Below are 25,530 nucleotides of genomic sequence, written 5' to 3'. Positions count from 1 at the left end.
TTTTTCTACTCTAAACTTTAAATTGTCCTACCAGTGTGTTTAGTTCCTCCGCTAATTTAGCTAAATCCTCTGAGCTTTTTGCCATTTCTTCCATTGAACTGCTCGTTTGTTGCGAAGAAGCAGAGGTTTGTTCAATACCAGCGGCTGACTCCTCAGATATAGCTGCAATTTCTTCTATTGAAGTATTCATTTCATGTGTTGTATCTGATATTTCATTCAGGTTTTGTTTAACAACTTTAATGCTTTCTACCATTTCCACTATTGCCTGATTAATATCATCAAAGGTTTCTTTTGTAAAGATAACTTGTTTTGTTCCTTGTTGTACTTCTTCATATCCGCTCTCTAATGACTCGGTCACGGAACGTGTTTCCAACTGAACCTTTTTTACAATATCAGTAATATCTGTTACTGATGTGGATACTTGTTCTGATAATCTTCTTACTTCGTCTGCTACTACTGCAAATCCTTTTCCATGCTCGCCTGCTCGGGCCGCTTCTATTGCTGCATTAAGTGCTAGTAGATTGGTTTGATCGGCGATATCACGGATGACAGAAACGAGCTGACTAATCGTCTTCGAACTATCATCTAATCCACGTACTTTTGTAACAGCTACCTTCATGATATTGTCGATACGATTCATCTGCTCACCTGAAGCCTGCATCAACTCATTACCTTGGTTAGCTAAATCTAACACAGATTCAGAAGAATTCTCTATCTTCGTTCCATTCTCATTAGCATCTTGAACTCTTCGTGAGAATTGCTGCATCGTATAGGTTAAATTACTTGCACCATCTGCCTGTTTCTCCGAACCTGCAGCCAATTCCTGCATTGTTGTGGCTACTTGTTCTGATCCGGCTCTTACTTCACTCGCTGACAGCTTAAGCTCCTTACTTTGCGTAGTAACCGAATTGGAAACAAGGGAAACTTGTCTTATCACTTCTTTTAAATAGGCGCTCATTCTCCCAATAGAAGATGCTAATTGTCCTATCTCATCCTTACCATCATAATCAACTTCTGGTACGGTTAAGTCTCCTTCTGCTATTTGATTACTAACTTCAACAACTTTTTTGAGATTGCGGGAAATAGCTTGACTAATGAATACAATCAACAGAACACCAATAACAATCGTCACCGCTAAGATAATTAATTGAGTTACGAATGTTTTCTTTTGGCTTTCCATTGCACTACTAATTGCTTGTTGTCGATCCGCATCTAACATACTGACTAATTCATCTAATAAGCTGACCGTCTCATCTCTAATTTCATTCGTCTGACTAAGAAATGATTCTGCCACATCCATATTTCCATTCTTAATTGCTGAAACAATATAATTGGTAAACATACGGTACATTTCTTGATTCATGGAAGTGACTTCTTGATAAATCTCTTCTTGTTCTTTTGACTTTAAATTAACGCGAACTTTGCTTGCAAATTGATTATAACTTACTTGGTTCTCTTTAAACGATTCTACCAAATCAGGATTTTGTTCTTGATAATAAGAAACGATATAAATGCTCATATTGCGTGTTAATGATCCCATTTCGGAAATGCTCATCGCTAAATCACTTTTCGCTTCTAATTCTTCTATATTTTTTCCTATCCCAATAATAGAGTTTGAAACAAGAGCCGAGGAACCGATAAACAGTAATATAACAATAGCTAGTGTCAAGCCATACTTCCAACCAATTCTTATATCACGGTATCTTATTCTTTTCAGTCGAAGTTTCTTTAGCATTTCTTTTCCTCCCATATTTTATAGATCAATTAGTAAACAACTCTTCTTTCAAAATCGTTAACTAGTTATGTATAAAATACTATCCCCTACTTTTTATAATAAGCTATGATTCGACAATTTACAACAATTCTCAAATATAACTATTTACATAAAAATAGCTACTATTTCAATGGTTTAACATAATTGACTTCCAATATGGCAGTTAGTATGATGTTCTTAATATTTATATCGTTCAAACTTGTCATTTTCTATATACTTATCAGTCATTTTTAGGGGGAAGATTATGAGAAAAATATTTATTAATGGGAACTTTTATACATTAGATCCAATTAAACCTATTGTACAAGCCGTAGTTGTAGAGAACGGGAGATTTATTGCTATGGGATCTGAAGCAGACATATTACTTCAATGGAACAATCATACGTGTGAAGTTATTGACCTTGGTGGGAAGACTGTAACACCGGGGTTAGTGGATAGTCATCTCCATTTGTCACTTATCGCTGAACAATTTATGCACTTAGACCTTACTGGTATTACCTCCAAAACAGAAATGTTGGAAAAAATTCAAGAGAAAGCTAACACGTTAGCACCTAATGAATGGTTACTTGGTGGTGGCTGGGATGAGAATCTATTTATGGATGGATCCATTCCTACCCTTGAAGAGCTTGATTATGTTGCTCCCCATAATCCACTCTTTTTAACTAGAATTTGTACACATGCAGCTGTCGCTAATAGTAAAGCTTTTGAATTAAGTAACTACCACCCTCATATGTCTATACCAGAAGGTGGTACTATTGTCTTAGACGAATCCTCTCGAAAACCGACTGGGTTAATCCTTGAATCCGCTTCGGAACTCTTTAAACAGCACATCCCACAAAAATCTTATGCGGAACTAGTCCAGGCGATGCGGAAGGCTATTCAATTTGCTATTCAAAAAGGGTTAACTAGTGTTCATACAAATGACCCACTCTTTCTCGGTGGCTTACAGCAAACATATACAATTTATGATACCTTATTAAATCAAGAGAAGCTTGGACTCCGGACGAACCTTTTAATTAATCATGACTTTCTTGATGATTTGAAGGCCTCTGGTATATATACTGGTTATGGAAATGAAACACTGCAAATTGGTGCAGTTAAAATATTTGCTGATGGGGCCTTTGGACGAAGAACAGCACTACTATCTGAACCTTACCATGATGCCCCAGGTCATTATGGAGAGGCAATGCTTGATCAAGAAGCCCTAACCGATATTGTTAGGAGGTCGCGTGAATTATCGATGCCTATTGCCGTACATACGATTGGTGATCAAGCATTGGTAAATGTTCTAGATGTCTTAGATCAATTTCCTACCGTTAGTCATCGCGACAGACTTATTCACGTACAAGTGCTTAATCAAGAATTAATTAATCGTTTAATACATCCAAGCCGCATTGCTGATATTCAGCCTAGATTTGTAGCTAGTGACTTTCCATGGGTTATAGAAAGACTTGGTAAGAGCCGTTCCGAAACATCCTATGCATGGAAGACATTGATGGATCATGGTGTTATTTGTGCTGGTGGCTCAGACTCTCCAGTTGAACCAGTTGACCCATTACTCGGTATTCACGCTGCCGTTACGCGAAAATTACCAGGTGAAACACATGATGGATGGAATGCTAAAGAAAAGCTATCTATGATTGATGCCTTTCGGTTATTTACCGAATTTACAGCTTATGCAACAAGTGAGGAAATATTAAAAGGAACTATTTCTAGAGGAAAACTTGCGGATATGACGGTTCTTTCTAATAATCCGTTCGAAATGGAAAATCCTGATGAATTATTAAATACTGAAATTGAAATGACGATTATTGGTGGAGAAATCAAATACGAAAAATAACTTCAGTTTTAATAGATGAGGCTAAAGACCCAAACGTATCAACACTAGATAGGAAATATACCAATCCTCTAGACGTTCCAGGTACTTAGAGGACATTACTATCTGTCGCGCGGGGTTTTACCTTTGCGCGAAACTTACTTCGGCCGCGCGGGAACTTATTTTTCGCGCGACTTTTCCTCCATTTCGCGCGGGCATCCTTATTTTTCGCGCGAGATTCCTTCTGTCGCGCGATTTCTTCTTATTGTCGCGCGATTTCTTTCTATTGCCGCGCGATTTTTCACCTTTCTCGCGCGAAACTTACTCCGGCCGCGCGAGCACTTCTTTTTCGCGCGACTCTTTCTCTTTTTCGCGCGGGCATCCTTATTTTTCGCGCGAGGTTGCTTCTGTCGCGCGATTTCTTCTTATTGTCGCGCGATTTTCCTTCCGGGTCGCGCGATTTCTTTCTATTGTCGCGCGATTTTTCACCTTTCTCGCGCGAAACTTACTCCGGCCGCGCGGGGACTTATTTCTCGCGCGACTCTTTCTCCATTTCGCGCGGGCATCCTTATTTTTCACGCAAAGTTGCATCGCATATTTCCGATGCAGTAGATATGCATGGTCTGCATATGCTCCTGGCCTCATTTATTAATTTTATTCATTCCATCTCAATGCTACCGTTAATCTACAGCACTTTGTATCATTAATCATGGATACAAAATCTAATCGCAAACCGTCTGGATTTACTTGAATATCTACATCCGCAGTGATTCCAATACTTTGGATTAACCGTCTAACTTCCTCTACATTGGATTCTTGTGCAGCAGTCATAACCTGCTCATCAAACTCCTTTGATGATGCAAAGCGATCCAAAACCATACTTACTTCTTTCATTAATTTCTTTGTTTCATTTGCAGAATCATATAATAAACCAGGGTCCACTTCAGGAAACTGGCGATAATAATTCCTAAATAGATAAGAATGTGGTAGATAATAATAAACTGGATACCAATAATACAAGCTATCCCCTCCTCAATTCCTATATAACACTATATGCTGAAGAAGAAAATAAGGAAATTGTCTAGCCCACGTTTGGATTATGAATTTTTTTCCATTGATAATCTATTTCCAGCAGCATATAATAAGAACAAACGTTCTTATTGGTGGTGAAATGTAATGCAAATAGATTATTCTACTTTTCCACGTCACAATGTACTATGTATTGATATGCGATCGTTCTATGCTAGTGTGGAAGCTGTTAAATTAAAACTTGACCCAATGACCACAATGCTTGCTGTTGTTGGGGATCCAAATAGATCCGGAAGTATTGTACTTGCCGCTTCACCTGCTCTCAAAGCAAAATACGGAATTAGCAATGTGAGTCGTTTTTTTGAATTACCGAATGACCCTGCTATTCATATTGTTCCAGCACATATGGCTGATTATCTTCAAGTTTCGGTGGAAATCACTAGGCTAATAAACCAATACGCTCCAAAAGAGGCCATCCATCAATACTCTGTCGATGAGGTATGGGTAACACTTGATGGATTAGAGAAGCTATTTGGGAATCCATGGGAGATTGCCAATCAAATTAAACAAGACATTCTCGATAGTTTTGGCATTACGTGCTCCATTGGAATTGGCGATAATAAATTTTTAGCGAAGGTTGTCATGGATTTACACGCTAAAAAAGTCGGTATAGTAGAATGCCGGTATGAGGATGTAGAGGAAAAGCTTTGGCCACATCCTGTGGAAAAAATATGGGGAATTGGGAGTAGAATGAAGCGCAACCTCAATCGTATGGGGATTGTCACCCTTGGACAGCTTGCAAAATTTGACTTGAATCGTATTAAAAAGCGGTTTGGTGTAATGGGAGAACAGCTTTATTGGCATGCATGGGGGATTGATTTAAGTCCAGTATTTGGGGATTTTGTTAAGCACGAGCAAAAAGGCTTTGGTCACGGGATTGCTCTTTTACGAGATTATACGAAAGATGAAGTTGCGGTTTGTATTTTAGATCTTTGTGAAGAGGTTTGTCGTAGAACCAGAACGGCTGGCAAAGTCGGTAAAACTATTCATCTTGGAATAGCCTATTCTAAGGAAACCGGCGGTGGTTTCTCACGCTCTAGGTCTATCCCTATTCCGACTAATATCACGATGGATATGTACCATATTTGTATGCTGCTTTTCAAGGAATTTTATGACGGTCATAGTACAATTCGCCATGTTTATGTCACGTTAGATAACTTATATGATAAAGCCGAAACACAACTAGATTTATTTGAGAATCGCTCCAAAAAAAATGATATTGGCTATGTCATGGATGCTATTCGTGAAAAACATGGTACAACTGCCCTCCTCCGAGCTAGTAGCTTTACCGATGCTGGAGTTACACTAGACCGTAGTAAAAAAATTGGTGGTCATTACGCTTAACAGGAAAACTAACGCATTTGCTCTTTCCCGAGCAAATGCGTTAGTTTTTTTTCTCATGCCTGACGAGATAGATATGTATATCCCTATCTGCGAAGTGAACCATCTTAAGATTTATTCGTTTTCTAACAATGCACCAATTGCTCCAGTATGAGTACCTTTTTCTAGAAAAACTGGCTCATAGGACATCATGTCACGAAATTGAACAAAAACTTCCTTCAATGAAGGATTATTCGTAACAGTACCACCTACAAATACGATTTGTTTAATTTGTTTTGCCGTCGCAACTTGAGTAGCTAATAATAAAATGGTCTCCCCTATCATTCGCATGACACTCGCAAGATGATCATTTTCTGTAACATCTTTATTTAAATGTGCTTTCCCTAAATTGGCAGCTGTTAAGTCCCCATATATAGGAGGTTCTTCCGGGTCATAAATATCTCGTACTAGCAAATCGCTTTTTCGAGAATCACCATTACTAGCCATCGTAGTGAAGGTTTGAAAATCATTATTCCGGGTAATTAGATAACCTAAACCCATCAAAGTTCCACCACCGATACCACTACCTAGAACACGTTCAAAAGAGTTATGGGTAACATGAAAAATGGAGGTTCCTGTCCCAATGTTAACTAAAATGTATTCCTCATGATTAATAGCTTTTTCTTTTAACAGATAAGAAGCTCCTCTCGTAACTGCTTGAAACTCATCAACCAAATGACAGTTAAAAGAAGGAAATTTTGTAAAGGAGTTCGCTTTACCACCTGTTACAAACAGACTCGCATTAGGAGACAAGATTGACAACCACTCCAATACTGCATCTATATCCAGACTAGAAAAGGTTTTAATATGTATTTTCCCATGGTCATGATAAGCAAGCTTGACTAGTGAACCTCCAGCATCTATACCAATTTTATTCACCAACTTGTATTCTCCTCCTTGTCCTAAATTACCTTCAATTTACACGAACGCGTGCAAAAAGAAAAGCCAAAAATTGACAGGCAGTTGTCCATCTATATAGCCATAATGAAAATTAGAATTTAGAACAGATTAATGAAATAGAAAGCAATTTAGGAAGGAATGTCTATATGAACACAAAACTGATTGACTGGCCTACTTTTATTGGAGCACTAATTATTTTGCTAAGTGTTTCACTACCATTAATTATCTTTCCAGAAGCAGGAGCAAATGTCATTAACATCATTAATAACTATATTACTGGAAAATTTGGTGTCCTCTTTCTAGCCCTAGGTCTATTCGCTTTAATCTTTATGTTATATATTGCCTTCAGTAAGTATGGGAAAATCAAATTAGGAAAACGAGGAACAGAAAAGGAGTTTGGATCTTTTTCGTGGGCAGCAATGCTCTTTTCTGCTGGAATAGGCTCTAGTATTTTATACTGGGGAATGATTGAATGGGCTTATTATTATCAAGGTCCGCCCTTTGGTGTAGAGCCAATGACAAAGGAAGCGATAGAATTAGCCGCGACCTATGGAATTTTCCACTGGGGTCCGATTGCTTGGGCAATCTATACACTCCCAGCCCTACCAATTGCTTATTTCTATTATGTGAGGAAAAATCCAGTACTAAAAATAAGTTTGGCCACCAAGCCTGTTATTGGCAAGCTCGCAGATGGTCCAGTAGGAGTACTAATTGATATTCTCTTTATCTTTGGACTATTAGGTGGTGCAGGTACAACACTCGCTCTAGGAACACCAATGATCGCAGAAGGTGTTAGCCATATTACAGGCATTCCAGTTACCCTCTTCTTACAAGCAGGTATCATGGTCCTATGCACGTTAATTTTTGCAATAAGTGCCTACTCTGGATTAAATAAAGGAATAAAAATATTAAGTGATATTAATCTATGGCTTGCCATTTTCATTCTCGTGTTTATCTTCGTTTTTGGTCCTACCGTATTTATAAGCGAATCTACCTTTACCAGCTTAGGTATTCTTATGGACAATTTCTTTCATATGGCAACTTGGTTAGAACCGTTAGCAGCATTTGAAGCATATCCTGAAACAAGGTTTCCAGAGACATGGACTGTATTTTACTGGGCATGGTGGGTTGTTTACGCTCCATTTGTAGGATTGTTTGTAGCAAGAATTTCTTATGGGAGAACAATTAAAGAAATGATATTAGGAACGCTAATTTATGGAACACTGGGCTGTATTATGTTCTTTGGAATCCTAGGGAACTTCGGATTATACTTACAATTATCTGGTTCCTTTGATGTAATTGGTCATATGAATGCATTTGGGGCACCAGCAGCAATTATTGCTACTTTAAATCAATTACCTATTTCGGGATTCATTGTACTACTATTTACCATATTGGCGATTATCTTTCTATCCACGACCTTCGACTCTGCTTCCTATATATTAGCTGCAGTAGTACAAAAGCATGTACCTGGCGGGGAAGCATTGCGATGGAATCGTTTATTTTGGGCTTTCACATTATTAATCCTACCTCTTGTACTTATGTTCATCGGCGATTTAGAAGCACTACAGACCGCTAGTATTGTAGCAGGCTTTCCCGTCATGTTTATTATGCTTTTACTTGCCATATCCTTTGTAAAAGCTTGCGGAAGTGATTTACGCGCATCAAAGGAATATCGTTCTCCTACAATTTATATAGATCGTAGAACCATACAGAAAAAAGATAAATAAAAAGTAGAGGAAGAAACGAGGACTTCCTCTACTTTCTATTTTTCACCTTTAAAAGTTAATTCAATTAATAACGAACGGAAGCATTCACATCGATTAGTCCATAACGTACATCTCTTCCAACACCATTCATATAAACGGCTGTATTCTGAATAGCAGCTCGAACTTGCGTGTTATTTCTTCCTTGACCAGTAAGTAATGCTGCTTGACCAGCAACATGTGGCGCTGCCATGGAAGTACCTGACATATAGACATAGCGATTACCTGGATAAGTAGAGGCAATATCAACACCCGGAGCCATTACATCTACCCATGTTCCCCAGTTTGAAAAGTTTGCCTTAACATTTCTTGAATCGGTTGCACCAACAGCTATTACATTAGAATAGGAAGCTGGTTCAAATGTCGTGCTAACACCTGAATTTCCAGCAGCAGCTACCAGAACAACACCGTTATTCCAGGCATAATTCACGGCATTTTGTAAGGTTTGAGTATGACAGTCACATCCAAGAGAAAGGTTAATCACCTCTGCCCCAGCATCTGTTGCATAAATAATACCATCGGCAATATTAGCTAACGTTCCATTTCCACTAGCATCTAGTACACGAACTGCTAGTATTTTCGTATTAGGTGCCATACCTGCTATTCCTATCCCATTGTTCGTCCCTGCTGCAGCAATACCAGCTACATGAGTACCATGACCATTTTGATCACTCGGGTTCCAATCATTTTGCACAAAATCATACCCTCGAATAACTTTCCCAGCTAAATCAGGATGATTATAATCTACACCAGTATCTAATACGGCTATCTCTTGATTGGAGCTTCCACGAGCAACATCCCATGCTAGATGCGCATTGGTGTTAAATAAGCCATACTGGTAAATAGGGCTAAAATACGGATCATCTGGTGTCCAAGCCGCTGATAGAATGTAGTTGGGCTCTGCATACTCAACATCTGGATGCTCACTTAAAGCCTTTACAACAGCCTCTACACTCTCTACCTCCAGTACTGAAAAAGGCGATCTTACTGCATTCACATCTGCTTTCACTTTAGCATTCACCATTTCTAGTACACTGATTTTCTGATTTTCCGTAACATGGTCTTTAAACTTTACAATTACCTCATCCTTCACATACTCCCCACTAGAGGAAGCTTGAGTGCTATTCGTAACCTTCTCTAAATTCCCATCATCTGCCTCTGCACTTCCCACCATAGGAAATAGTAAAACAAACACCGCAATAACAATACTACCTAACCAAGATTTTCTCATGAAACTCCTCCTCTCGAATGTACGATAAAGTATACTTCGAGAATAGACGTCTCATTATAAGTACTCCTTACTAAAAAAGTTGGGAAACTGAAGGGAATATAGATTCTAAGTTGCAGGTCTTTATGACTAAAAAGTAATAAAATATGCATAAAACTTTTTCACCAAATTGTTCATACTAAAAATAGACTCAAGATGGTGGTGAAGTTAATTACAAATGGAATTTACAAAGGATTTTATCAACCTTCTAGACACGACCATTTATTGTGAATCTGTAATTCATAATAAACCAACTATCGTACTCATTCATGGGTTTGTGGCTTCATCTTATACATTTAATCGTTTAAAACCACTACTCGCACAAAATTACTCGGTAATTACATTAGATTTACCAGGATTTGGTAAAAGCGAAAAATCTACTACGTTTACGTATTCATTTAAAAACTATGCCAGTCTTGTGCTTCAATGTTTAGATTATTTTCAGATTAAAGAAGCACATATTGCTGGTCATTCAATGGGGGGACAAATTGCGTTATACACTGCAAAAATGAATCCAATTCGCGTGAAGAAGCTCATTTTATTCGGGAGCTCTGGGTACTTGCCTCGAGCGAAAAGTTACCTAATCTATAGCTCCTATCTCCCTTTCTCTCATGTCATCGCAAGGCGAAAGATTAATTCACAAAGTGTAGTACGAAATTTAAAGAATGTCTTCTATAATCATTCCTTAATTACTGCTGACCAAATAGAGGAATATGGTAGACCGCTTCAAGATAAGAATTTCCCTAAATCATTAATTCGATTATTACGTCATCGAGAGGGAGATTTATGTACAGAACAATTAAACAAAATACAGACTCCTACACTACTTCTCTGGGGAAAAGAAGATAGGGTCGTACCACTTGCGATAGGTAAAAAACTCACCCAAGATATACCGAACGCTAAGCTGATTGTTTATGAAAAGGCAGGGCATTTAATTACAGAAGAAAAACCACAACAACTATATGAGCAAATTATTTCTTTTACAGAGGAGTGAATGCAAATAGAAACAGTATTTCCCTATAAAAGCCCACTACCTTTATTTAAAATTGCATAATCTGATAGTAGATAATTTAAAAGCATGGGGGGATGTCTATGGCATCGCGAAGGAATTTACCTAGCCGCTTCGATATTGATATGACCCCATTACACGATTTTATGAGAAACTTAGATTCCTTCTTTAATCATTCCTTTAAACAAATGAATGAACACTTTCACTTTAATCCATTCTGGCTTGATGTAAAGGAACATAATACCCACTTCACCATTGAAGCGGATCTTAAAGGCTACAACAAAGACCAAATAGAGATCGAAGTGGCAGGTAACCGAATTCGAATAGCTGTACAGGATTATCAAATGACGGATCAAAAAGATACAAAAAAACAGTACAGGGAAACCCAACAACGTTATTCTAAGAAAGAACGCGTTATATCATTACCATTTGACATACCGAAAAAGGACATCAAAGCTTCGTTTAATAAGGATAGGTTGAATATAACCATTCCCAAACAAAAAACGGATCATAGGTTTATCGAAATTGAAGATTCATAATCATTACTTGGATTCGGCACTAGAGATAGTCGAGTCCTTTTGTTTGTACAAGAGGAGTGAAGAATTTGTCCGTAATACGAACAGATAAATGGCTCGAGAAGTCATATAACACACCAGAGCTTTTATTCCAGAAGCTTTCTCCTTACTTTGACCATTTATATCCTAAAGGGATTGCTAACATCCTAATACAGAATGGGATGTATCAAAAACCAGAGCCAGAATGGGAAGATTTATTAAAGAAACTTCAACATAATAAAATATGGGAAATAGTGAAACAAGAGGAACGATATCTAAAACAAGACTGGGAAGGTCCAAACTTGCCAATATTTATTTTCCCTTCTAATTCTTACAATCGTAAAATTAGCGAACATTATAATGGAAGAACCGGCCTTGCATTTCAAGATAAACTATTTTTATTTATATCTACTAAAACGACAATAGAAGAAGTAAAAGCTCTATTTACCCATGAATACCATCATGCTTGTAGACTATTACACGATCAAAAAAATGATGAAGACTATTCGTTATTAGATGTTATTGTTCTAGAAGGATTAGCAGAAAGTGCAGTTTATGAAAGATTTGGTAGAGAGCCGTTAGCCCCATGGACTTCCTATTACTCTGATTCAGAATTAGAGGATCTATGGTACGAAATAATACTTCCAAATAAGGATTTACCAAAGACCTCCCGGAAGGCTATCCAGCTGTTATATGGAAAAAGCAATTATCCAAATATGATTGGATATTGCGTAGGATATTATTTGGTTAAACAATATATTAGAAAAAATGGTAGATTAAGCAGAGAATTAATCCGTGTTCCATCTGAAGAATTTGTACTGGATAACTAACATATAGGCAAATAAAATGTTTACCTAATATCTAGGTATCTATCCCAAACAAAAAGAATGAGCTTTCATATAGTATTAACAAACACTAAATAAATAGTGTTTTTAACTAAGGAGATATCCTTAGATAAATTGAAAAAGTACGTTAGGAGGGATGTAGAATGTCATTCGGATACGGTTGTGGTTATGGCGGCGGTTACGGCTACGGCGGAGGATATGGCTACGGCGGTGGTTTTGCGCTGATTGTCGTGCTATTTATTCTTCTAATCATCGTAGGTGCTGCTTGGCTATAATAAAGGAAATACCTTCTAGACTACAATTAGGCGGGGATCTGATCCCCGTCCAGGTAGTTAAGGTTTAGGTTTATAAACGAAAGACTATATTTCTTCTAAGTTTAATGGCCATGAGGTGGGCCAATTGTTAAAATATAGCGAATAAAAGTATCCCTTTCCATTAGGGATACTTTTTTGTTTAGCTAGAAATATATACCGCCTCTCCCCCTCAAATTACTAATTCAACCAATTTAATCCATTACCTCCATGAAAAAGACAAATCTTCTTGAACTTTTTGTGAAGTATTTCTCAATCCATTGTAATATTTATTACAGCGTAATAAGATATGGTTGCAGCACTTTGTGAATAAAAACACAAATTTGTCCATTTTTTGAACAGTTAACTAGCTAGAAAGGAGCAAGAAAATGAAAATCAAATTGGCATTTATTTCATTTGCTATATTGATCACAACACTATTAGCTGGCTGTGAACCATTATTAGTTCTAGATCCAAAAGGACCACAAGCAGAAACAACAGCTAATGTAATATGGTTATCCATTTTTACTATGGCAGTAATTGTTATTGTAGTTATTGCAATGCTAGTCATCATGCTATTTAAATATCGAGCGAGTAAGCAATCAGAGGATTATGAGCCTCCTCATATTGAAGGAAATCCAATTGTAGAAGGGCTTATTATCGGGATTCCCGTATTAATCGTTATTTTCCTTTCTATAGTGTCGGTAAAATCAACCTATGAAGTAGAAAGTGTTCCAGAAGGTTATGAGAATCAAGAACCGATGATTATCTATGCTGCTTCATCTAACTGGAAATGGCATTTTAGCTATCCAGAACAAGATATTGAGACATTAAATTATGTCATTTTACCAACGCATCGTCCAGTAGAATTCCGTTTGTATTCCTATGGACCAATTACAAGCTTCTGGATTCCACAGCTTGCCGGGCAAAAATATGCCATGGCAGATATGGTTACAAAGATTAATATTGTAGCCGAGGTCCCAGGAGATTACCCAGGTCGTAATTCCAACTTTAGTGGAAAAGGATTTGCTGAAAATACATTTACTGCGACGGCGTTATCTCCAAGTGAGTTTGATAAATGGGTTGAAGACATCCATTCAACCGCTGAACCTCTAACTGAAGAGAAGTTCGATGAATTATTAGAACCTGGACATCTTGGACAAATGACCTTTACGGGTACGCATTTAGAATTTAACCCAGCTCCTGAAGGTGAGCATGCAGGTCATCAACATCATCAAGGCTCCAGTGATGACCATGATGATCATGAAGAACACGAAAATCATGAAAATCATGAAAATCACGAAGACCATTCCAATCACTAAAAGATAAATTAATGAGTTAATTGTATGAAACTAAACAGAAATTCTCGAGAGGAGTTAACATAATGGAATTTTTTGATCGATTTGCCGTCCCCCATCCAAGCCCATTAATCTATGCATCAATGGTTGCAATTGGATTAACACTAATTGCCATTGTTGTTGGTATTACGTACTTTAAAAAATGGGGTTACTTGTGGCGTGAATGGTTAACCACTGTTGACCATAAACGAATCGGTATTATGTACATGATTTCTGCATTATTAATGCTATTCCGTGGTGGAGCAGATGCTGTCATGATGCGTCTGCAAACTGCGGTTCCAGATAATACATTTCTAGATGCACAGCACTATAATGAAGTATTTACAACACATGGTGTTGTCATGATTTTCTTCATGGCAATGGCATTTGTTATTGGTTTAATGAACTTTGTTGTACCACTACAAATTGGTGCACGTGACGTTGCATTCCCACGTCTAAATGCGATCAGTTTCTGGTTATATTTTGCAGGAGCAATGCTGTTTAACATCTCCTTTGTTGTCGGTGGTTCTCCAGATGCAGGTTGGACGAATTATTTCCCACTTGCAGGTACCGACTATAGTGAATCAGTAGGTGTTAACTACTACATGTGGTCTCTGCAAATTTCGGGTATTGGTACGTTAATGACAGGGATTAACTTTATCGTAACCATATTGAAAATGAGAGCACCTGGCATGAAACTGATGAAAATGCCGATGTTTACTTGGTCTGCATTAATCACAAACGTCATTATTGTTTTTGCTTTCCCGGTACTAACAATAGCACTATTAATGGGTACCTTTGATCGTCAGTTCGGTACACATTTCTTTGCATCAACAAATGGTGGTATGGATATGCTATGGGCCAACCTATTCTGGGTATGGGGGCACCCTGAAGTATATATCTTGATACTCCCTGCCTTTGGTATTTATAGTGAGATTATTTCTACTTTCTCACAACGTAATCTTTACGGTTACAAATCAATGGTCGGTTCAATGGTCATTATCTCATTCTTATCATTCTTAGTTTGGGTTCACCATTTCTTTACCATGGGACATGGAGCAATGGTAAATAGTATTTTCTCTATTACAACTATGGCGATTGCCGTTCCAACAGGGATAAAAATCTTTAACTGGCTATTAACTATGTGGAAAGGTAAAATTCGTTTCACCGTTCCAATGCTTTATTCTTTAGGGTTCATTCCATTATTCACAATTGGTGGAGTAACTGGTGTTATGCTTGCTATTGCAAGTGCAGACTACCAATATCATAATACGATGTTCCTAGTTGCTCACTTCCATAACGTGATTATTCCTGGTGTCGTATTTGCGATGTTAGCTGGTCTTACCTACTGGTGGCCGAAGATGTTCGGATTTATGCTTAACGAACGAATCGGAAAATGGGGCTTCTGGTTCCTATCTATTGGTTTCTGTTTCGCATTCTTCCCAATGTACATTACAGGACTAGACGGTCAAGCACGCCGTATGTACACGTACTCTGAAGCAGCTGGATTTGGTCCATTAAACTTACTTTCCTTCTTTGGTGCAGGATTAATGGCGATTGCATTCGTGCTTATTGTATACAACGTATACTATAGCTTCCGTAACGCACCAAGAAATGTAGGGCAAGATCCATGGAATGCACGTTCACTTGAATGGGCAACTCCTAACCCAGTTCCGGAGTATAACTTTGCTGTAACACCAGTCGTTAACTCATCAGAAGCATTCTGGGATTCGAAGAAAAACGGCCATACCTTATTTAAAGATAAAATCACGAAAATTCATATGCCGAATAATAGTGGATTGCCAATCATTATGGCGGGATTATTCTTTATACTCGGATTCTCCTTTGTCTTTAGCATTTGGATTGGTGTCATTATTGCACTACTAGGAATTCTTGGTACCATGGCTTATCGATCATTCGAAATTGATCATGGTCACTATATTCCTGAAGAAGAAATTAAAGAAACAGAAAATAAATACGGAGGTGCTAAATAATGAAAATCGATCACTCGCAACCTCTTGAATATGGTACACATCAGAACCAAATGAATATCTTAGGTTTTTGGATATTCTTAGGTGCTGAAATCATGTTATTTGGTACACTGTTCGCATCGTACTTCACTTTAGAAAACGGTGTTGGTAATGGTCCATCTGGTGCTGACATTTTTGAAATCACGCCTGTATTAATGGAAACCATTATTCTATTAACTAGTAGTTTTACAATTGGTCTTGCAACACATGCCATGCGTATCAATAATAAAAAAGCAACCATTACATTTTTAGCTATTACCCTGTTACTAGGATTATCATTCTTAAGTGTTGAAATTTACGAGTTTATTCATTATTACCATGTTGGGGCAACCCTTCAAACAAGTGCATTTACAGCGATTCTATTAACAACATTAGGGACACACGGTGCCCACGTTACGTTCGGTTTATTTTGGGGATTATTCATCCTTCTCCAAATTAAAAAGCGTGGTTTCACACCGGAAACAACCAACAAGTCGTTTATCTTTTCCCTTTATTGGCATTTTCTAGATGTAGTTTGGATTTTCATCTTTAGCTTCATCTATTTGAAAGGAATGATGTAAACATGAAAGAATTATTTCCAGCAAAACAAGTGATAGGCTTTGTCTTTTCCTTAATCCTTACTGCTGTTGCGCTAACTGTTTACTTCCTTGACATGTCATTTGAAGTTGGTATGACGATACTATTAATAACAGCATTTACCCAAGCTGCGCTCCAATTAGTATTCTTTATGCACGCTGGGGAATCTGAAGATAAGAATATGATCTATACCAATGTTTATTATGGAATTGCGATTGCATTAGTGACCATATTTGGGACATTGTTAACATTAATTTGGGGTTATATGTAAGAGAAGTGTTAGAAGCGTAAAGCTAAAAAGAAAAGAAGCTCTGTCTTATGACAGGGCTTCTTCTTTTTTATGAGGATGCTTCTGCTTATTTTTCTCCACTACTTCTTCCGTAGCAACTAGGAATATACCCATAATAAAAATAAATACGCCGCCCATTACAACACCTAATCCAACTCCTGTTAACCATTCGTAACCGCTTCCAAAAAATCCATACAGAAACGAAATGACACCTATTGTAATTAATGTCCCACAAAGAATACTAATCGCTCTTACAACTTTCGCAGAATTTATCATAATAAATCCCCCTTCTATCTTATATTATTCACATCGTTCACAAATTTGTCAAATTTATTTTTAAAAAGCTCTGGGACAACCAGTAGTAGCTACTATTAATCTCTCGTAGAAGGTGAGGCTAATCTCTGAACATCAGGTGCTATACCGCTTTGAGCTTGTATTTCCTTATCTTTTGAAGTTAAGAGAATCGCCTTTTTTACTTATTGTTTGTACAAATAGCTCACTCCTTCTTCACAAGTTGTACATATTCTATTGTGAAATTCATCTTATCGAAAAGGAGTGAACTATTTTGATAAATTACTCTATTTCCCAATTGGTTAAACGAAACGAAAGAAAAATAGACCAAACATTACGAGAAACCTTACTGAATTTTTATCAACCATTCCGTTCTATCCCTACTATTCTGCACAAGCCACTTGAGAATAACCTGAAGAAATATAAAAATTACTCCGTCGTAATTGAATTTGAACCCCAATCGTATGATCACGGGATAAGGGAAATAAAAACCACCAGTTGCAAAAATCTCAAAGAATTTCCTATGATTACTTGCTGTTCAGCAAAAATGTCCTTAAACAACCTGGAACAATTACTTGATAATTGTAAAGCGATTAAAAAGGTATATCATGACCGAGAATTCACAGCACTACTAGATGTAGTTACCCCGACAATTGGATCAAATACACTTCACCAATCAGAATATACCGGGCTTGGTAAGACGATAGCTATCATCGACACCGGTATACATCCACACGATGATATAAAGGATCGCATTACGGGTTTTGTAGACCTAATTGGTGGCAAAACAGAGCCCTATGATGATAACGGACATGGTACCCACTGTGCTGGTGATGCGGCAGGAAACGGCTTATCCTCCATCGATAGAAAATATATAGCACCCGCACCCGAAGCTAAACTGGTTGGTGTAAAGGTGCTCGATAAGAGAGGTGCCGGATCTTTATCAACTGTAATTCAAGGCATTCAATGGTGTACGCAAAACAAAGAGCAATACAACATAGATATCATTTCCCTCTCTCTAGGCTCAGAGGCAATTGAATCAGCTAGTGATGATCCAGTAGTGCAAGCAGTTGAAAGAGCATGGGAAAATGGAATTGTCGTTTGTGTAGCAGCAGGAAACTCCGGTCCCAGAAATGGTACAATAGCTAGCCCTGGAATAAGTCCTGCAGTCATTACCGTAGGTGCAACTAATGACAATAACACAATAGATCGGTCGGACGACACTGTAGCTGAATTTTCAAGTCGAGGACCAACCATCGATAATTTTATAAAACCTGATTTAGTACTACCAGGTGTTAATATCGTATCACTTAGGGCGCCTGGATCTTACCTGGACCGGGCTAATCGATTTGCTAGAGTTGGTTCAAACTATTTTTCCCTATCTGGTACCTCTATGGCGACACCGATATGTGCTGGAGTCGTTGCACAATTACTTCAAAAAGAACCCTACCTTACCCCAGATCAAGTAAAGAATAAGTTACTTATGGCGTGCACTGATATGGGACAACCACCTACTGTTCAAGGATACGGATACTTGAATGCAGTAAACCTACTACATTAACCCCTCCCTTCTATCTGAACTACCCTTAGGTATCTGCAAGCATAACTAATTAGCAGATACCTTTTTTATTAAAAATTGTTTGTATTTTGTGAAACCTGCGATACAATAATAACGTATAATAGGTAATCGGAGTTTTAAATCTACAGATAGGATGATGCATATGACATTATTTGGAGTTGATATCCAAACCATTTATTTAACAACACTTATCATATCTGGATGTCTAATTGTTCTTTATATCTTTTTTGGGGACGTGTTAGATGCTGTTTGTGAGGGAATACCCTTCCTTAATCCCACTCTTATATTAGCCTTTTTTGTTTTCCTTTCTTCATCTGGTTATGTTCTGGAATTAGTAACATCTTTCCCAAGTTTAGTAATACTCCTAATCTCTATAAGCTTCGCATTAATTATGGACGTATTATTGAATTTCTTCGTATTAATTCCGCTTGCATCTGCCGAAGAATCATTAGTTTTAACAGAGGAATCACTTAAAGGACGAGTAGGAAAAATTATCATCTCCATACCAGAAGATGGATTTGGAGAGGTTGTAATTGATGGTAAAGGTGGCATGATTACAAGACCTGCGGCAAGCTATGAAAACACACCTATCCCAGAAGGAACCGAAGTATTAATACTGAATAGTAAAGAGCGCGTTTTATATGTCGTCCCATATGATTTAGAATCCGAGTTGTCTTAGTCTAATACGGAATATCCGTGTTAAATAAATTTTAGGAGGAACGTTAATGGATGAATTAGTTAACGGAATGACGATTATTATTGCAATAGCTGTCTTTCTTGTCATTGCACTTATCGGAGTATTTATTAAGAAGTACCGTACAGCTGGTCCAGACGAAGCACTTATCGTTACGGGTAGTTATTTAGGAAATGGGAAAACGGTACATACAGATGAATCTGGAAACAAAATCAAAATCATTCGTGGTGGCGGTACTTTTGTACTTCCAGTATTCCAACAAGCAGAGCAACTAAGTCTATTATCAAGTAAAATAGATGTTACTACCCCTGAAGTCTATACGGAGCAAGGTGTGCCCGTTATGGCTGATGGTACCGCTATTATAAAAATTGGTGGAACGATTAATGAAATTGCTACTGCTGCAGAACAGTTTTTAGGCAAGACAAAAGAAGATCGAGAAAATGAAGCCAAAGAAGTCCTAGAAGGACATTTACGTTCCATCCTTGGATCCATGACTGTAGAAGAAATCTATAAAAACCGTGAAAAATTCTCTCAAGAGGTACAACGCGTTGCATCTCAAGATTTAGCTAAAATGGGATTAAACATCGTTTCCTTCACAATCAAAGATGTTCGAGACAAAAATGGATACTTAGAATCATTAGGTAAACCACGTATCGCACAAGTAAAGCGTGATGCAGATATTGCTACTGCAGATGCAGAGAAAGAAACCCGTATCAAACAAGCAGAGGCCTCTAAAGAAGCGAAAAAAGCTGAACTAGAACGTGCAACTGAAATTGCAGAAGCAGAAAAAGAAAATCAATTAAAAACAGCAGAATATCGACGTGAACAAGATATAGCTAAAGCACGTGCAGACCAAGCATATGATTTAGAAACAGCTCGTGCACAACAAGAAGTAACAGAGCAAGAAATGCAAATCAGAATTATCGAACGTCAGAAGCAAATTGAACTAGAAGAGAAAGAGATTCTTCGTAGAGAAAAACAATATGATTCAGAAGTTAAGAAAAAAGCAGATGCGGACCGTTATGCAGTTGAGCAGGCAGCAATCGCTGAGAAGGCTAAACAGATCGCAGCAGCTGATGCTAATCAATACAGAATCGAATCTCAAGCGAAAGCAGATGCAGAAAAAGTTCGCGTAGATGGTTTAGCTAAAGCAGAAGCGCAACGTGCACAAGGTGAATCAGAAGCAGATGTTATTCGTCTTAAAGGTCTTGCAGAAGCAGAGGCTAAACGAAAAATTGCCGAAGCATTTGAGCAATACGGTCAAGCAGCGATTCTTGATATGGTTATCCGTATGCTTCCTGAATATGCAAAAGAGATTGCTAGTCCACTAGGAAACATTGATAAGATTACCGTTGTTGATACTGGTGGAAATGGTAAAGATGGTGGTGCAAACAAAGTTACAGGCTATGCTACAGACTTAATGGCATCATTACAAGAAACCCTTAAAGCATCCTCTGGTATTGATGTTAAGGAACTATTAGAGGGATTAGTCGGTACTAATAAACTGACTAATGTCGATCGAGATGGACTCTCTTTTGAACTAACTGAAACAGATAATCCATCTAAGAAATCCGTAGATAAAGTCGAGGAAGAAGTTTCTAATTAGGATAAAGCTTCTCAATAAGCTTTAATATTTAATACTATGGCTACCCCCGTACAACTGTTAAGGTCGTATGGGGGTATTTTCATGAATACAAAAAATCTTATTTTATTTACACTCCAAAACTGAACCCTTTACTTTTATACTCTTGCTGTTTTTCTTCTTCTACCACAACCACATGTTTTCTTTGCTCTTTTTCGTTGTGGTTTAGGAGAGGACGTATTCTCTACCTTATTTTGTTTTTTCATTTAAATTGGTCCTCCTTCACTTAAAAGTCATTCTGCAAGTCGCTGTACTATGGACTCTATAATACTTGCGGCACCCGCTACCGCAAGTATTAATACTAAGACTTCACTACCAGTTGGCCAAACATATAATAATCCCAGGAGTATTGCTGCAGCCCAAATACCCGTACACCAATAACAGCTTAGCAACTCGCCTAACCAATTACGTAATCCTTTCCCTTTTATTTCAATATAAGTAATCTCATTTCCATCTGAATCTATTTCTTTTATCTCTTCATGGAACGGTTTGCGTAAGAAACTAGTAATTTTATCAAAAACTATCAATCGGGTTAGTCGAAATGATGCTAATGATAGGATTAAAAAATCTAACCAGCCATTAATCATGTTTTTTATCCTCCTATTTCTTTCTTAATGAGCTGAATTAGGGGAGGATTACGAATAAAATAGCTTAATATAAAATATTATATTGATTCCTAGTGTGATGTGACACCACTAAACACCTAATTCCAAGAAATAACTAAGCTTCAGCCAAATTAAAGGATAATACTCGGTCTGTTTCCGGATTATAAACCACATTTCCTCGTATCTTCAGTTGCTCTTCAGAACGATGTAGTTCAAAATCAAATGTCTCTTTTATTCTATTTGCGGATATTTCGGTTTTACTAACAGCTCGATAATCTGATACATCAAATCCCCGATATGCTATTTGTACAAGTTCTAATAAATATTTCCCCCATCTTTCTTCTTCTAACTCAGGAGAGGGAATTATTTCCACATTTAGAGTACCTTGACCTATATTCACACCTAATGTTTCAAAAACTCGTCGATGTAAATTAATACGATTATTCGGAAATCCTCTTACTTCATCAACGATAGTAACAATAACCTCTCTACCATTAGCTGGATTTCGAACCTTTATTGCTTCGCCACATTGATATGGTGAATTATCCCCTACAGCTACCGTCATATAGTTATTCGTGGACCAAGGAATACCACATTTTGTTACTTGACCACCAGTTGTCCAAGTAGCTTGCCCGTGGATTACCTGTTGTCGGTTATATGTTTCAACATAGTCAAATTCATTAGCTCTAGCTGTGGAATTCGGATAGTACAGATAGGGATACTGTGTGTATTGGTACATATGTGAACTTTGATTCATATATGGATTGTAATAATACATCTCGAATCTCTCCCTCATGCAAATTTATCAATCACGTTATAGCTAAACGTCCTGTCATACAATTACCTATAATACAAGGATATGAAACTAGATGGTTGGCCTGTTACATATATGGGAAATATTAAATTAGAAGGAGGAATTGAAAATGAGCGAACAAACATTCTATATTAAAGAGGCTATATCCAAACAAGGTATAGATAAAGTGGAACAAATTTTAAATCCATTACATGGAGTCGAAAGAGTTTTAGTTGATACAAGTGATGGTGAAGTAAAGTTAGAATTTGATGATAAAGTTATTTCGAAGGAAAGAATTGTCATGACATTAGTAGAACACAATCTCACCATTTTGCATTAAAAAGAGTGTAGCGTTAAACTGTTAAACCAGTTTTTGCCGCTACACTCTTTTTTCTTTAGGCTAGTATATCATGCAAATTATGCTTCTCAATATAACGCTTAGCATAAGAACATTCTGGTACAAGCTTAACGCCTTCCTGCTTAGCATAATTTACTATTGCTTCAACAAGTTGGCCTGCTATGCCTTGCCCCCTAAGCTCGTCTGAAACAAACGTATGATCAACAATCAAATTTGAATTAGTGTCTTTTTGAAATGTTATTTCTGCCTTAGGCATATCTTCATTTTCACCGATATATAATTTGCTCTGACCATGTTTTATTTCTGCCATGATTACACCCTTTCACCTATTTGTTTGATAGGTTTAATTATACGATTATTCATACTCCTTTTCAAAATCAATGGTACTCCTAACCGTATCGATAGGTCTTACTAATTTCTCAATTTCTTCTCGCTTTGACTCAAAGAAAGGTGGTAGAGATAATTTCTCCCCTAATGTTTCGTATGGTTCATCGCCCATAAAGCCTGGGCCATCTGTCGCAAACTCAAACAATATTTGCGGTGCAACATTTACATACAATGAACCAAAGAAGAATCGGTCAACAAAACCTGACGACTGGAAGCCAAAGCTATGAACACGATTCATCCAAGCATCTAACTCCGAACGATCATCGACACGAAAAGCCGTATGGTGAACCGTTCCATAGCCTTGACGTGCTCGAGGAAGGATCGGATTGTATTCCACTACTACTTGGGCACCGTTTCCTCCTTCGCCAACTTCAAACAAGTGAAAAGCACCTTCACTACCAATTTCTTTAAATAAAAGTACCTTCTCTAACATTTCTTTAAAATAATCAAAGTTAGCTACTCGAACAAAAATTGGCCCTAAACCAGTAATCGCATATTCTAACGGGATAGGTCCCTTTTGCCAAGGTGTGCCTGATTCTACGCCAACATTATGTTCATCAGAAATTAGCTGATAATGCTGATCATCGAAATCAACAAATGATAGATGCTTCTTCCCAAATTGTTCTTGTATCCCTTTATGTTTTACTCCCAAACGGTCAAAACGTTTCACCCAATACGTTAAAGCTTCATCTGTTGGAACGCGAAACGATGTTTTATATATTTCATCTGTTCCATGAACACCTTTTGGAATACCAGGGAAATCGAAGAACGTCATATCTGTTCCAGCACTCCCCTTATCATCTGCAAAAAACAAGTGATACGTACGAATATCATCTTGGTTAACCGTTTTTTTCACTAAGCGCATACCTAATACATACGTAAAAAACTTATAATTTTCTTCTGCACTACTCGTAATAGCTGTTACATGGTGGATACCTTTTAACTGATTCATTACTATTCCCCTCACTTATACCTCGAACTAATATAACTTTAATTAAAATATCTTTAATTCAAAATAAATGTACCATACATCATACATCGTGTCAATTAACTGTTTCTCTTTGGTTATTCTTACACTATGAACGTTTAACTTTTTCAATTAAGTAATGAACAAATTAATCATCCCTTACTAACCAGGCCTCATAATTTCGTTTTAAATAGCTCTCAGCATCGATAAAATTCGAAAAGGATTCAGAGAGTTTTTGATGATTATGTTCTATAAACCACGTATCATTCTCTTGGTATAAGAGATATAATGACTCCGATTTACTACTATAGAGTGTGCCAAAGGAATTTCCTTTTACATTATAACGATTTCTTTTGGCATCCTCCCTTAAAGGCTCCAGCTGGAATGTTTCCTCCACAAATGATCGATATACTGCCTCTGTCATCGTACAACCAGAAGCTTTTGCATGTCCACCACCTCCATATTCAGATGCAATCTCCGCTACATCAATATGATCATGGATGGTACGAAACCCCATTCTTCGACTACCGATATTTACAATTGCGATATAATCTAGATGGGGACAGCCTTTTCCTAATTCATTACCAAGTTCTGAATGATAGGATTCAGCAAATACAACTCCTGCATAGTGGTCTCCAATCTTATGCTGGATCAGTTCTCTTCTCTTTCTGCGAATATACCGCTCTATTTTATCGTCTTCCATGACGAGTATCTTCTTTTCAAAATCATCAAAAAAGAAATGTTCATTGTCTTGTAGACGTTCCATCATTTTTTCTTCAAATTCATCTATTGAAACTAAATAAAATAATGCATTTAAACGATGTGCCTCATGGTTTTCATTCTTTTCCCATTCCCACGTATCATATTGCCTTACCAATTCGACAAATTCATCAATTGCTGGCTTCGCTTCAAGATAGCCTTCCTTTACCAAAAACTCATAGAATAAAGAAGTAGCAGAGTTCAAATTACCATCTTCATTTTCTACTACGACATGTCCCCAGTTATAAGCATTAAAATGTAATGCTGTTTTATGATGATCAATTAATCGAAGCTTTCCGCCGCTTTGATAAAACTGTTCTAACCGCTTTTCATTTTCCTCATTAACTGATAGGTCTGTTATAAACAAATAGGTGTCCTTATTCTCGCTATCTAGAAACCAAGCTACTTCCCTATCCAATCCCCCTACGGAGTTAAACCTGACCTGTACTTGTTTACCAAAGGCAAGCTTGGCTAGAATACCACAACTGACACCATCTAAATCATTATGGGAAAGTAGTTTGTACATTTGTATC

25 protein-coding genes are annotated in these 25,530 nt (G+C 37.4%); 15 read left to right on the top strand and 10 right to left on the bottom strand.

From position 1 onward, the window contains the following. Positions 1-10: 10 nt before the first annotated feature. Positions 11-1,735 carry a methyl-accepting chemotaxis protein gene (locus AAIB49_RS03830; RefSeq protein ID WP_339215577.1) on the bottom strand — a complete coding sequence of 575 codons (1,725 nt, stop codon included), beginning with the start codon at positions 1,733-1,735 and terminating at the stop codon, positions 11-13. 283 nt (positions 1,736-2,018) lie between these two features. Between AAIB49_RS03830 and AAIB49_RS03825 the strand changes: the two genes are divergently transcribed. Then, positions 2,019-3,614, top strand: coding sequence for an amidohydrolase (locus AAIB49_RS03825; protein WP_343457266.1), 1,596 nt, complete (start codon positions 2,019-2,021; stop codon positions 3,612-3,614). Positions 3,615-4,244: 630 nt separating this feature from the next. Here the strand turns inward: AAIB49_RS03825 and AAIB49_RS03820 are convergent. Continuing rightward, complete coding sequence (locus tag AAIB49_RS03820; protein ID WP_339215583.1) at positions 4,245-4,610, bottom strand: YuzC family spore coat inner layer protein; 366 nt, start codon at positions 4,608-4,610, stop codon at positions 4,245-4,247. 162 nt (positions 4,611-4,772) lie between these two features. Here AAIB49_RS03820 and AAIB49_RS03815 point away from each other — a divergent pair, with 162 nt between their 5' ends. Further along, positions 4,773-6,023: a DNA polymerase IV gene (locus AAIB49_RS03815; protein ID WP_343457281.1), complete on the top strand. Its 1,251-nt coding sequence runs from the start codon at positions 4,773-4,775 to the stop codon at positions 6,021-6,023. Between the two features lie 111 nt (positions 6,024-6,134). Here AAIB49_RS03815 and coaW read toward each other — a convergent pair whose 3' ends face one another. Beyond that, complete coding sequence (gene coaW / locus AAIB49_RS03810) at positions 6,135-6,938, bottom strand: type II pantothenate kinase (protein ID WP_339215585.1); 804 nt, start codon at positions 6,936-6,938, stop codon at positions 6,135-6,137. 167 nt (positions 6,939-7,105) lie between these two features. On the opposite strand from coaW, the gene AAIB49_RS03805 reads away from it, so the two are divergent. Then, positions 7,106-8,689 carry a BCCT family transporter gene (locus tag AAIB49_RS03805; RefSeq protein ID WP_343457265.1) on the top strand — a complete coding sequence of 528 codons (1,584 nt, stop codon included), beginning with the start codon at positions 7,106-7,108 and terminating at the stop codon, positions 8,687-8,689. A 64-nt stretch (positions 8,690-8,753) separates the two neighbouring features. Here AAIB49_RS03805 and AAIB49_RS03800 read toward each other — a convergent pair whose 3' ends face one another. Continuing rightward, positions 8,754-9,956 carry a S8 family peptidase gene (locus tag AAIB49_RS03800; RefSeq protein WP_343457264.1) on the bottom strand — a complete coding sequence of 401 codons (1,203 nt, stop codon included), beginning with the start codon at positions 9,954-9,956 and terminating at the stop codon, positions 8,754-8,756. Positions 9,957-10,170: 214 nt separating this feature from the next. Here AAIB49_RS03800 and AAIB49_RS03795 point away from each other — a divergent pair, with 214 nt between their 5' ends. The 8 genes from AAIB49_RS03795 (at position 10,171) to qoxD (ending at position 16,904) form a co-directional block, all read left to right on the top strand. Next, entirely contained in the window at positions 10,171-10,986 is an 816-nt protein-coding gene (locus AAIB49_RS03795; protein WP_343457263.1) for an alpha/beta fold hydrolase, read from the top strand. A 98-nt stretch (positions 10,987-11,084) separates the two neighbouring features. Next, positions 11,085-11,540, top strand: coding sequence for an Hsp20/alpha crystallin family protein (locus AAIB49_RS03790; RefSeq protein WP_339215588.1), 456 nt, complete (start codon positions 11,085-11,087; stop codon positions 11,538-11,540). A 65-nt stretch (positions 11,541-11,605) separates the two neighbouring features. Then, the gene (locus tag AAIB49_RS03785) at positions 11,606-12,385 is read left to right on the top strand and encodes a DUF2268 domain-containing putative Zn-dependent protease (protein ID WP_343457262.1); all 780 of its coding nucleotides are present in this window, start codon (positions 11,606-11,608) and stop codon (positions 12,383-12,385) included. A gap of 158 nt (positions 12,386-12,543) precedes the next feature. Then, positions 12,544-12,675 carry a YjcZ family sporulation protein gene (locus AAIB49_RS03780; protein WP_186870131.1) on the top strand — a complete coding sequence of 44 codons (132 nt, stop codon included), beginning with the start codon at positions 12,544-12,546 and terminating at the stop codon, positions 12,673-12,675. Between the two features lie 404 nt (positions 12,676-13,079). Further along, complete coding sequence (gene qoxA / locus AAIB49_RS03775; RefSeq protein WP_339215592.1) at positions 13,080-14,012, top strand: cytochrome aa3 quinol oxidase subunit II; 933 nt, start codon at positions 13,080-13,082, stop codon at positions 14,010-14,012. A 62-nt stretch (positions 14,013-14,074) separates the two neighbouring features. Continuing rightward, a complete protein-coding gene (gene qoxB, locus AAIB49_RS03770) occupies positions 14,075-16,021 on the top strand; it encodes a cytochrome aa3 quinol oxidase subunit I (RefSeq protein ID WP_339215593.1) in 1,947 nt (648 codons plus the stop codon). Further along, positions 16,021-16,617, top strand: a complete 597-nt coding sequence (locus AAIB49_RS03765) for a cytochrome (ubi)quinol oxidase subunit III (protein WP_339215594.1) — start codon at positions 16,021-16,023, stop codon at positions 16,615-16,617. The genes qoxB and AAIB49_RS03765 overlap by 1 nt, the downstream gene beginning before the upstream one ends. A 2-nt stretch (positions 16,618-16,619) precedes the next feature. Further along, complete coding sequence (gene qoxD / locus AAIB49_RS03760; protein WP_186870127.1) at positions 16,620-16,904, top strand: cytochrome aa3 quinol oxidase subunit IV; 285 nt, start codon at positions 16,620-16,622, stop codon at positions 16,902-16,904. 45 nt (positions 16,905-16,949) lie between these two features. On the opposite strand, the gene AAIB49_RS03755 is transcribed toward qoxD, so the two are convergent. Further along, positions 16,950-17,198, bottom strand: a complete 249-nt coding sequence (locus AAIB49_RS03755; protein WP_339215596.1) for a hypothetical protein — start codon at positions 17,196-17,198, stop codon at positions 16,950-16,952. Between the two features lie 289 nt (positions 17,199-17,487). Between AAIB49_RS03755 and AAIB49_RS03750 the strand changes: the two genes are divergently transcribed. The 3 genes from AAIB49_RS03750 (at position 17,488) to AAIB49_RS03740 (ending at position 21,092) form a co-directional block, all read left to right on the top strand. Further along, a complete protein-coding gene (locus AAIB49_RS03750; protein WP_343457261.1) occupies positions 17,488-18,774 on the top strand; it encodes a S8 family peptidase in 1,287 nt (428 codons plus the stop codon). A 160-nt stretch (positions 18,775-18,934) separates the two neighbouring features. After that, complete coding sequence (locus AAIB49_RS03745; protein WP_343457260.1) at positions 18,935-19,471, top strand: NfeD family membrane protein; 537 nt, start codon at positions 18,935-18,937, stop codon at positions 19,469-19,471. A gap of 46 nt (positions 19,472-19,517) precedes the next feature. Then, positions 19,518-21,092, top strand: a complete 1,575-nt coding sequence (locus tag AAIB49_RS03740; RefSeq protein WP_339215602.1) for an SPFH domain-containing protein — start codon at positions 19,518-19,520, stop codon at positions 21,090-21,092. 269 nt (positions 21,093-21,361) lie between these two features. On the opposite strand, the gene AAIB49_RS03735 is transcribed toward AAIB49_RS03740, so the two are convergent. Beyond that, positions 21,362-21,715 (bottom strand): DUF1360 domain-containing protein, encoded by a 354-nt coding sequence (locus AAIB49_RS03735; RefSeq protein ID WP_343457259.1) that lies wholly within the window; start codon positions 21,713-21,715, stop codon positions 21,362-21,364. Between the two features lie 133 nt (positions 21,716-21,848). Next, positions 21,849-22,511, bottom strand: coding sequence for a DUF3889 domain-containing protein (locus AAIB49_RS03730; protein WP_343457258.1), 663 nt, complete (start codon positions 22,509-22,511; stop codon positions 21,849-21,851). Positions 22,512-22,656: 145 nt separating this feature from the next. Here AAIB49_RS03730 and AAIB49_RS03725 point away from each other — a divergent pair, with 145 nt between their 5' ends. Further along, complete coding sequence (locus AAIB49_RS03725) at positions 22,657-22,866, top strand: hypothetical protein (protein WP_343457257.1); 210 nt, start codon at positions 22,657-22,659, stop codon at positions 22,864-22,866. Positions 22,867-22,921: 55 nt separating this feature from the next. On the opposite strand, the gene AAIB49_RS03720 is transcribed toward AAIB49_RS03725, so the two are convergent. The 3 genes from AAIB49_RS03720 to AAIB49_RS03710 form a co-directional block, all read right to left on the bottom strand. Continuing rightward, positions 22,922-23,194 carry a GNAT family N-acetyltransferase gene (locus AAIB49_RS03720; protein ID WP_339215608.1) on the bottom strand — a complete coding sequence of 91 codons (273 nt, stop codon included), beginning with the start codon at positions 23,192-23,194 and terminating at the stop codon, positions 22,922-22,924. A gap of 45 nt (positions 23,195-23,239) precedes the next feature. After that, on the bottom strand, positions 23,240-24,223 hold the full coding sequence (locus AAIB49_RS03715; RefSeq protein ID WP_339215609.1) for a ring-cleaving dioxygenase: 984 nt from the start codon (positions 24,221-24,223) through the stop codon (positions 23,240-23,242). 163 nt (positions 24,224-24,386) lie between these two features. Beyond that, complete coding sequence (locus AAIB49_RS03710; protein WP_343457256.1) at positions 24,387-25,523, bottom strand: DHH family phosphoesterase; 1,137 nt, start codon at positions 25,521-25,523, stop codon at positions 24,387-24,389. Positions 25,524-25,530 lie beyond the last annotated feature (7 nt).

This window comes from Ornithinibacillus proteolyticus (assembly GCF_039581225.1).
GTDB classification, from domain to species: domain Bacteria; phylum Bacillota; class Bacilli; order Bacillales; family Amphibacillaceae; genus Ornithinibacillus; species Ornithinibacillus massiliensis.
The sequence above is the reverse complement of the archived record's forward strand: the minus strand, read 5'-3'. Positions and strand labels throughout refer to the sequence as shown.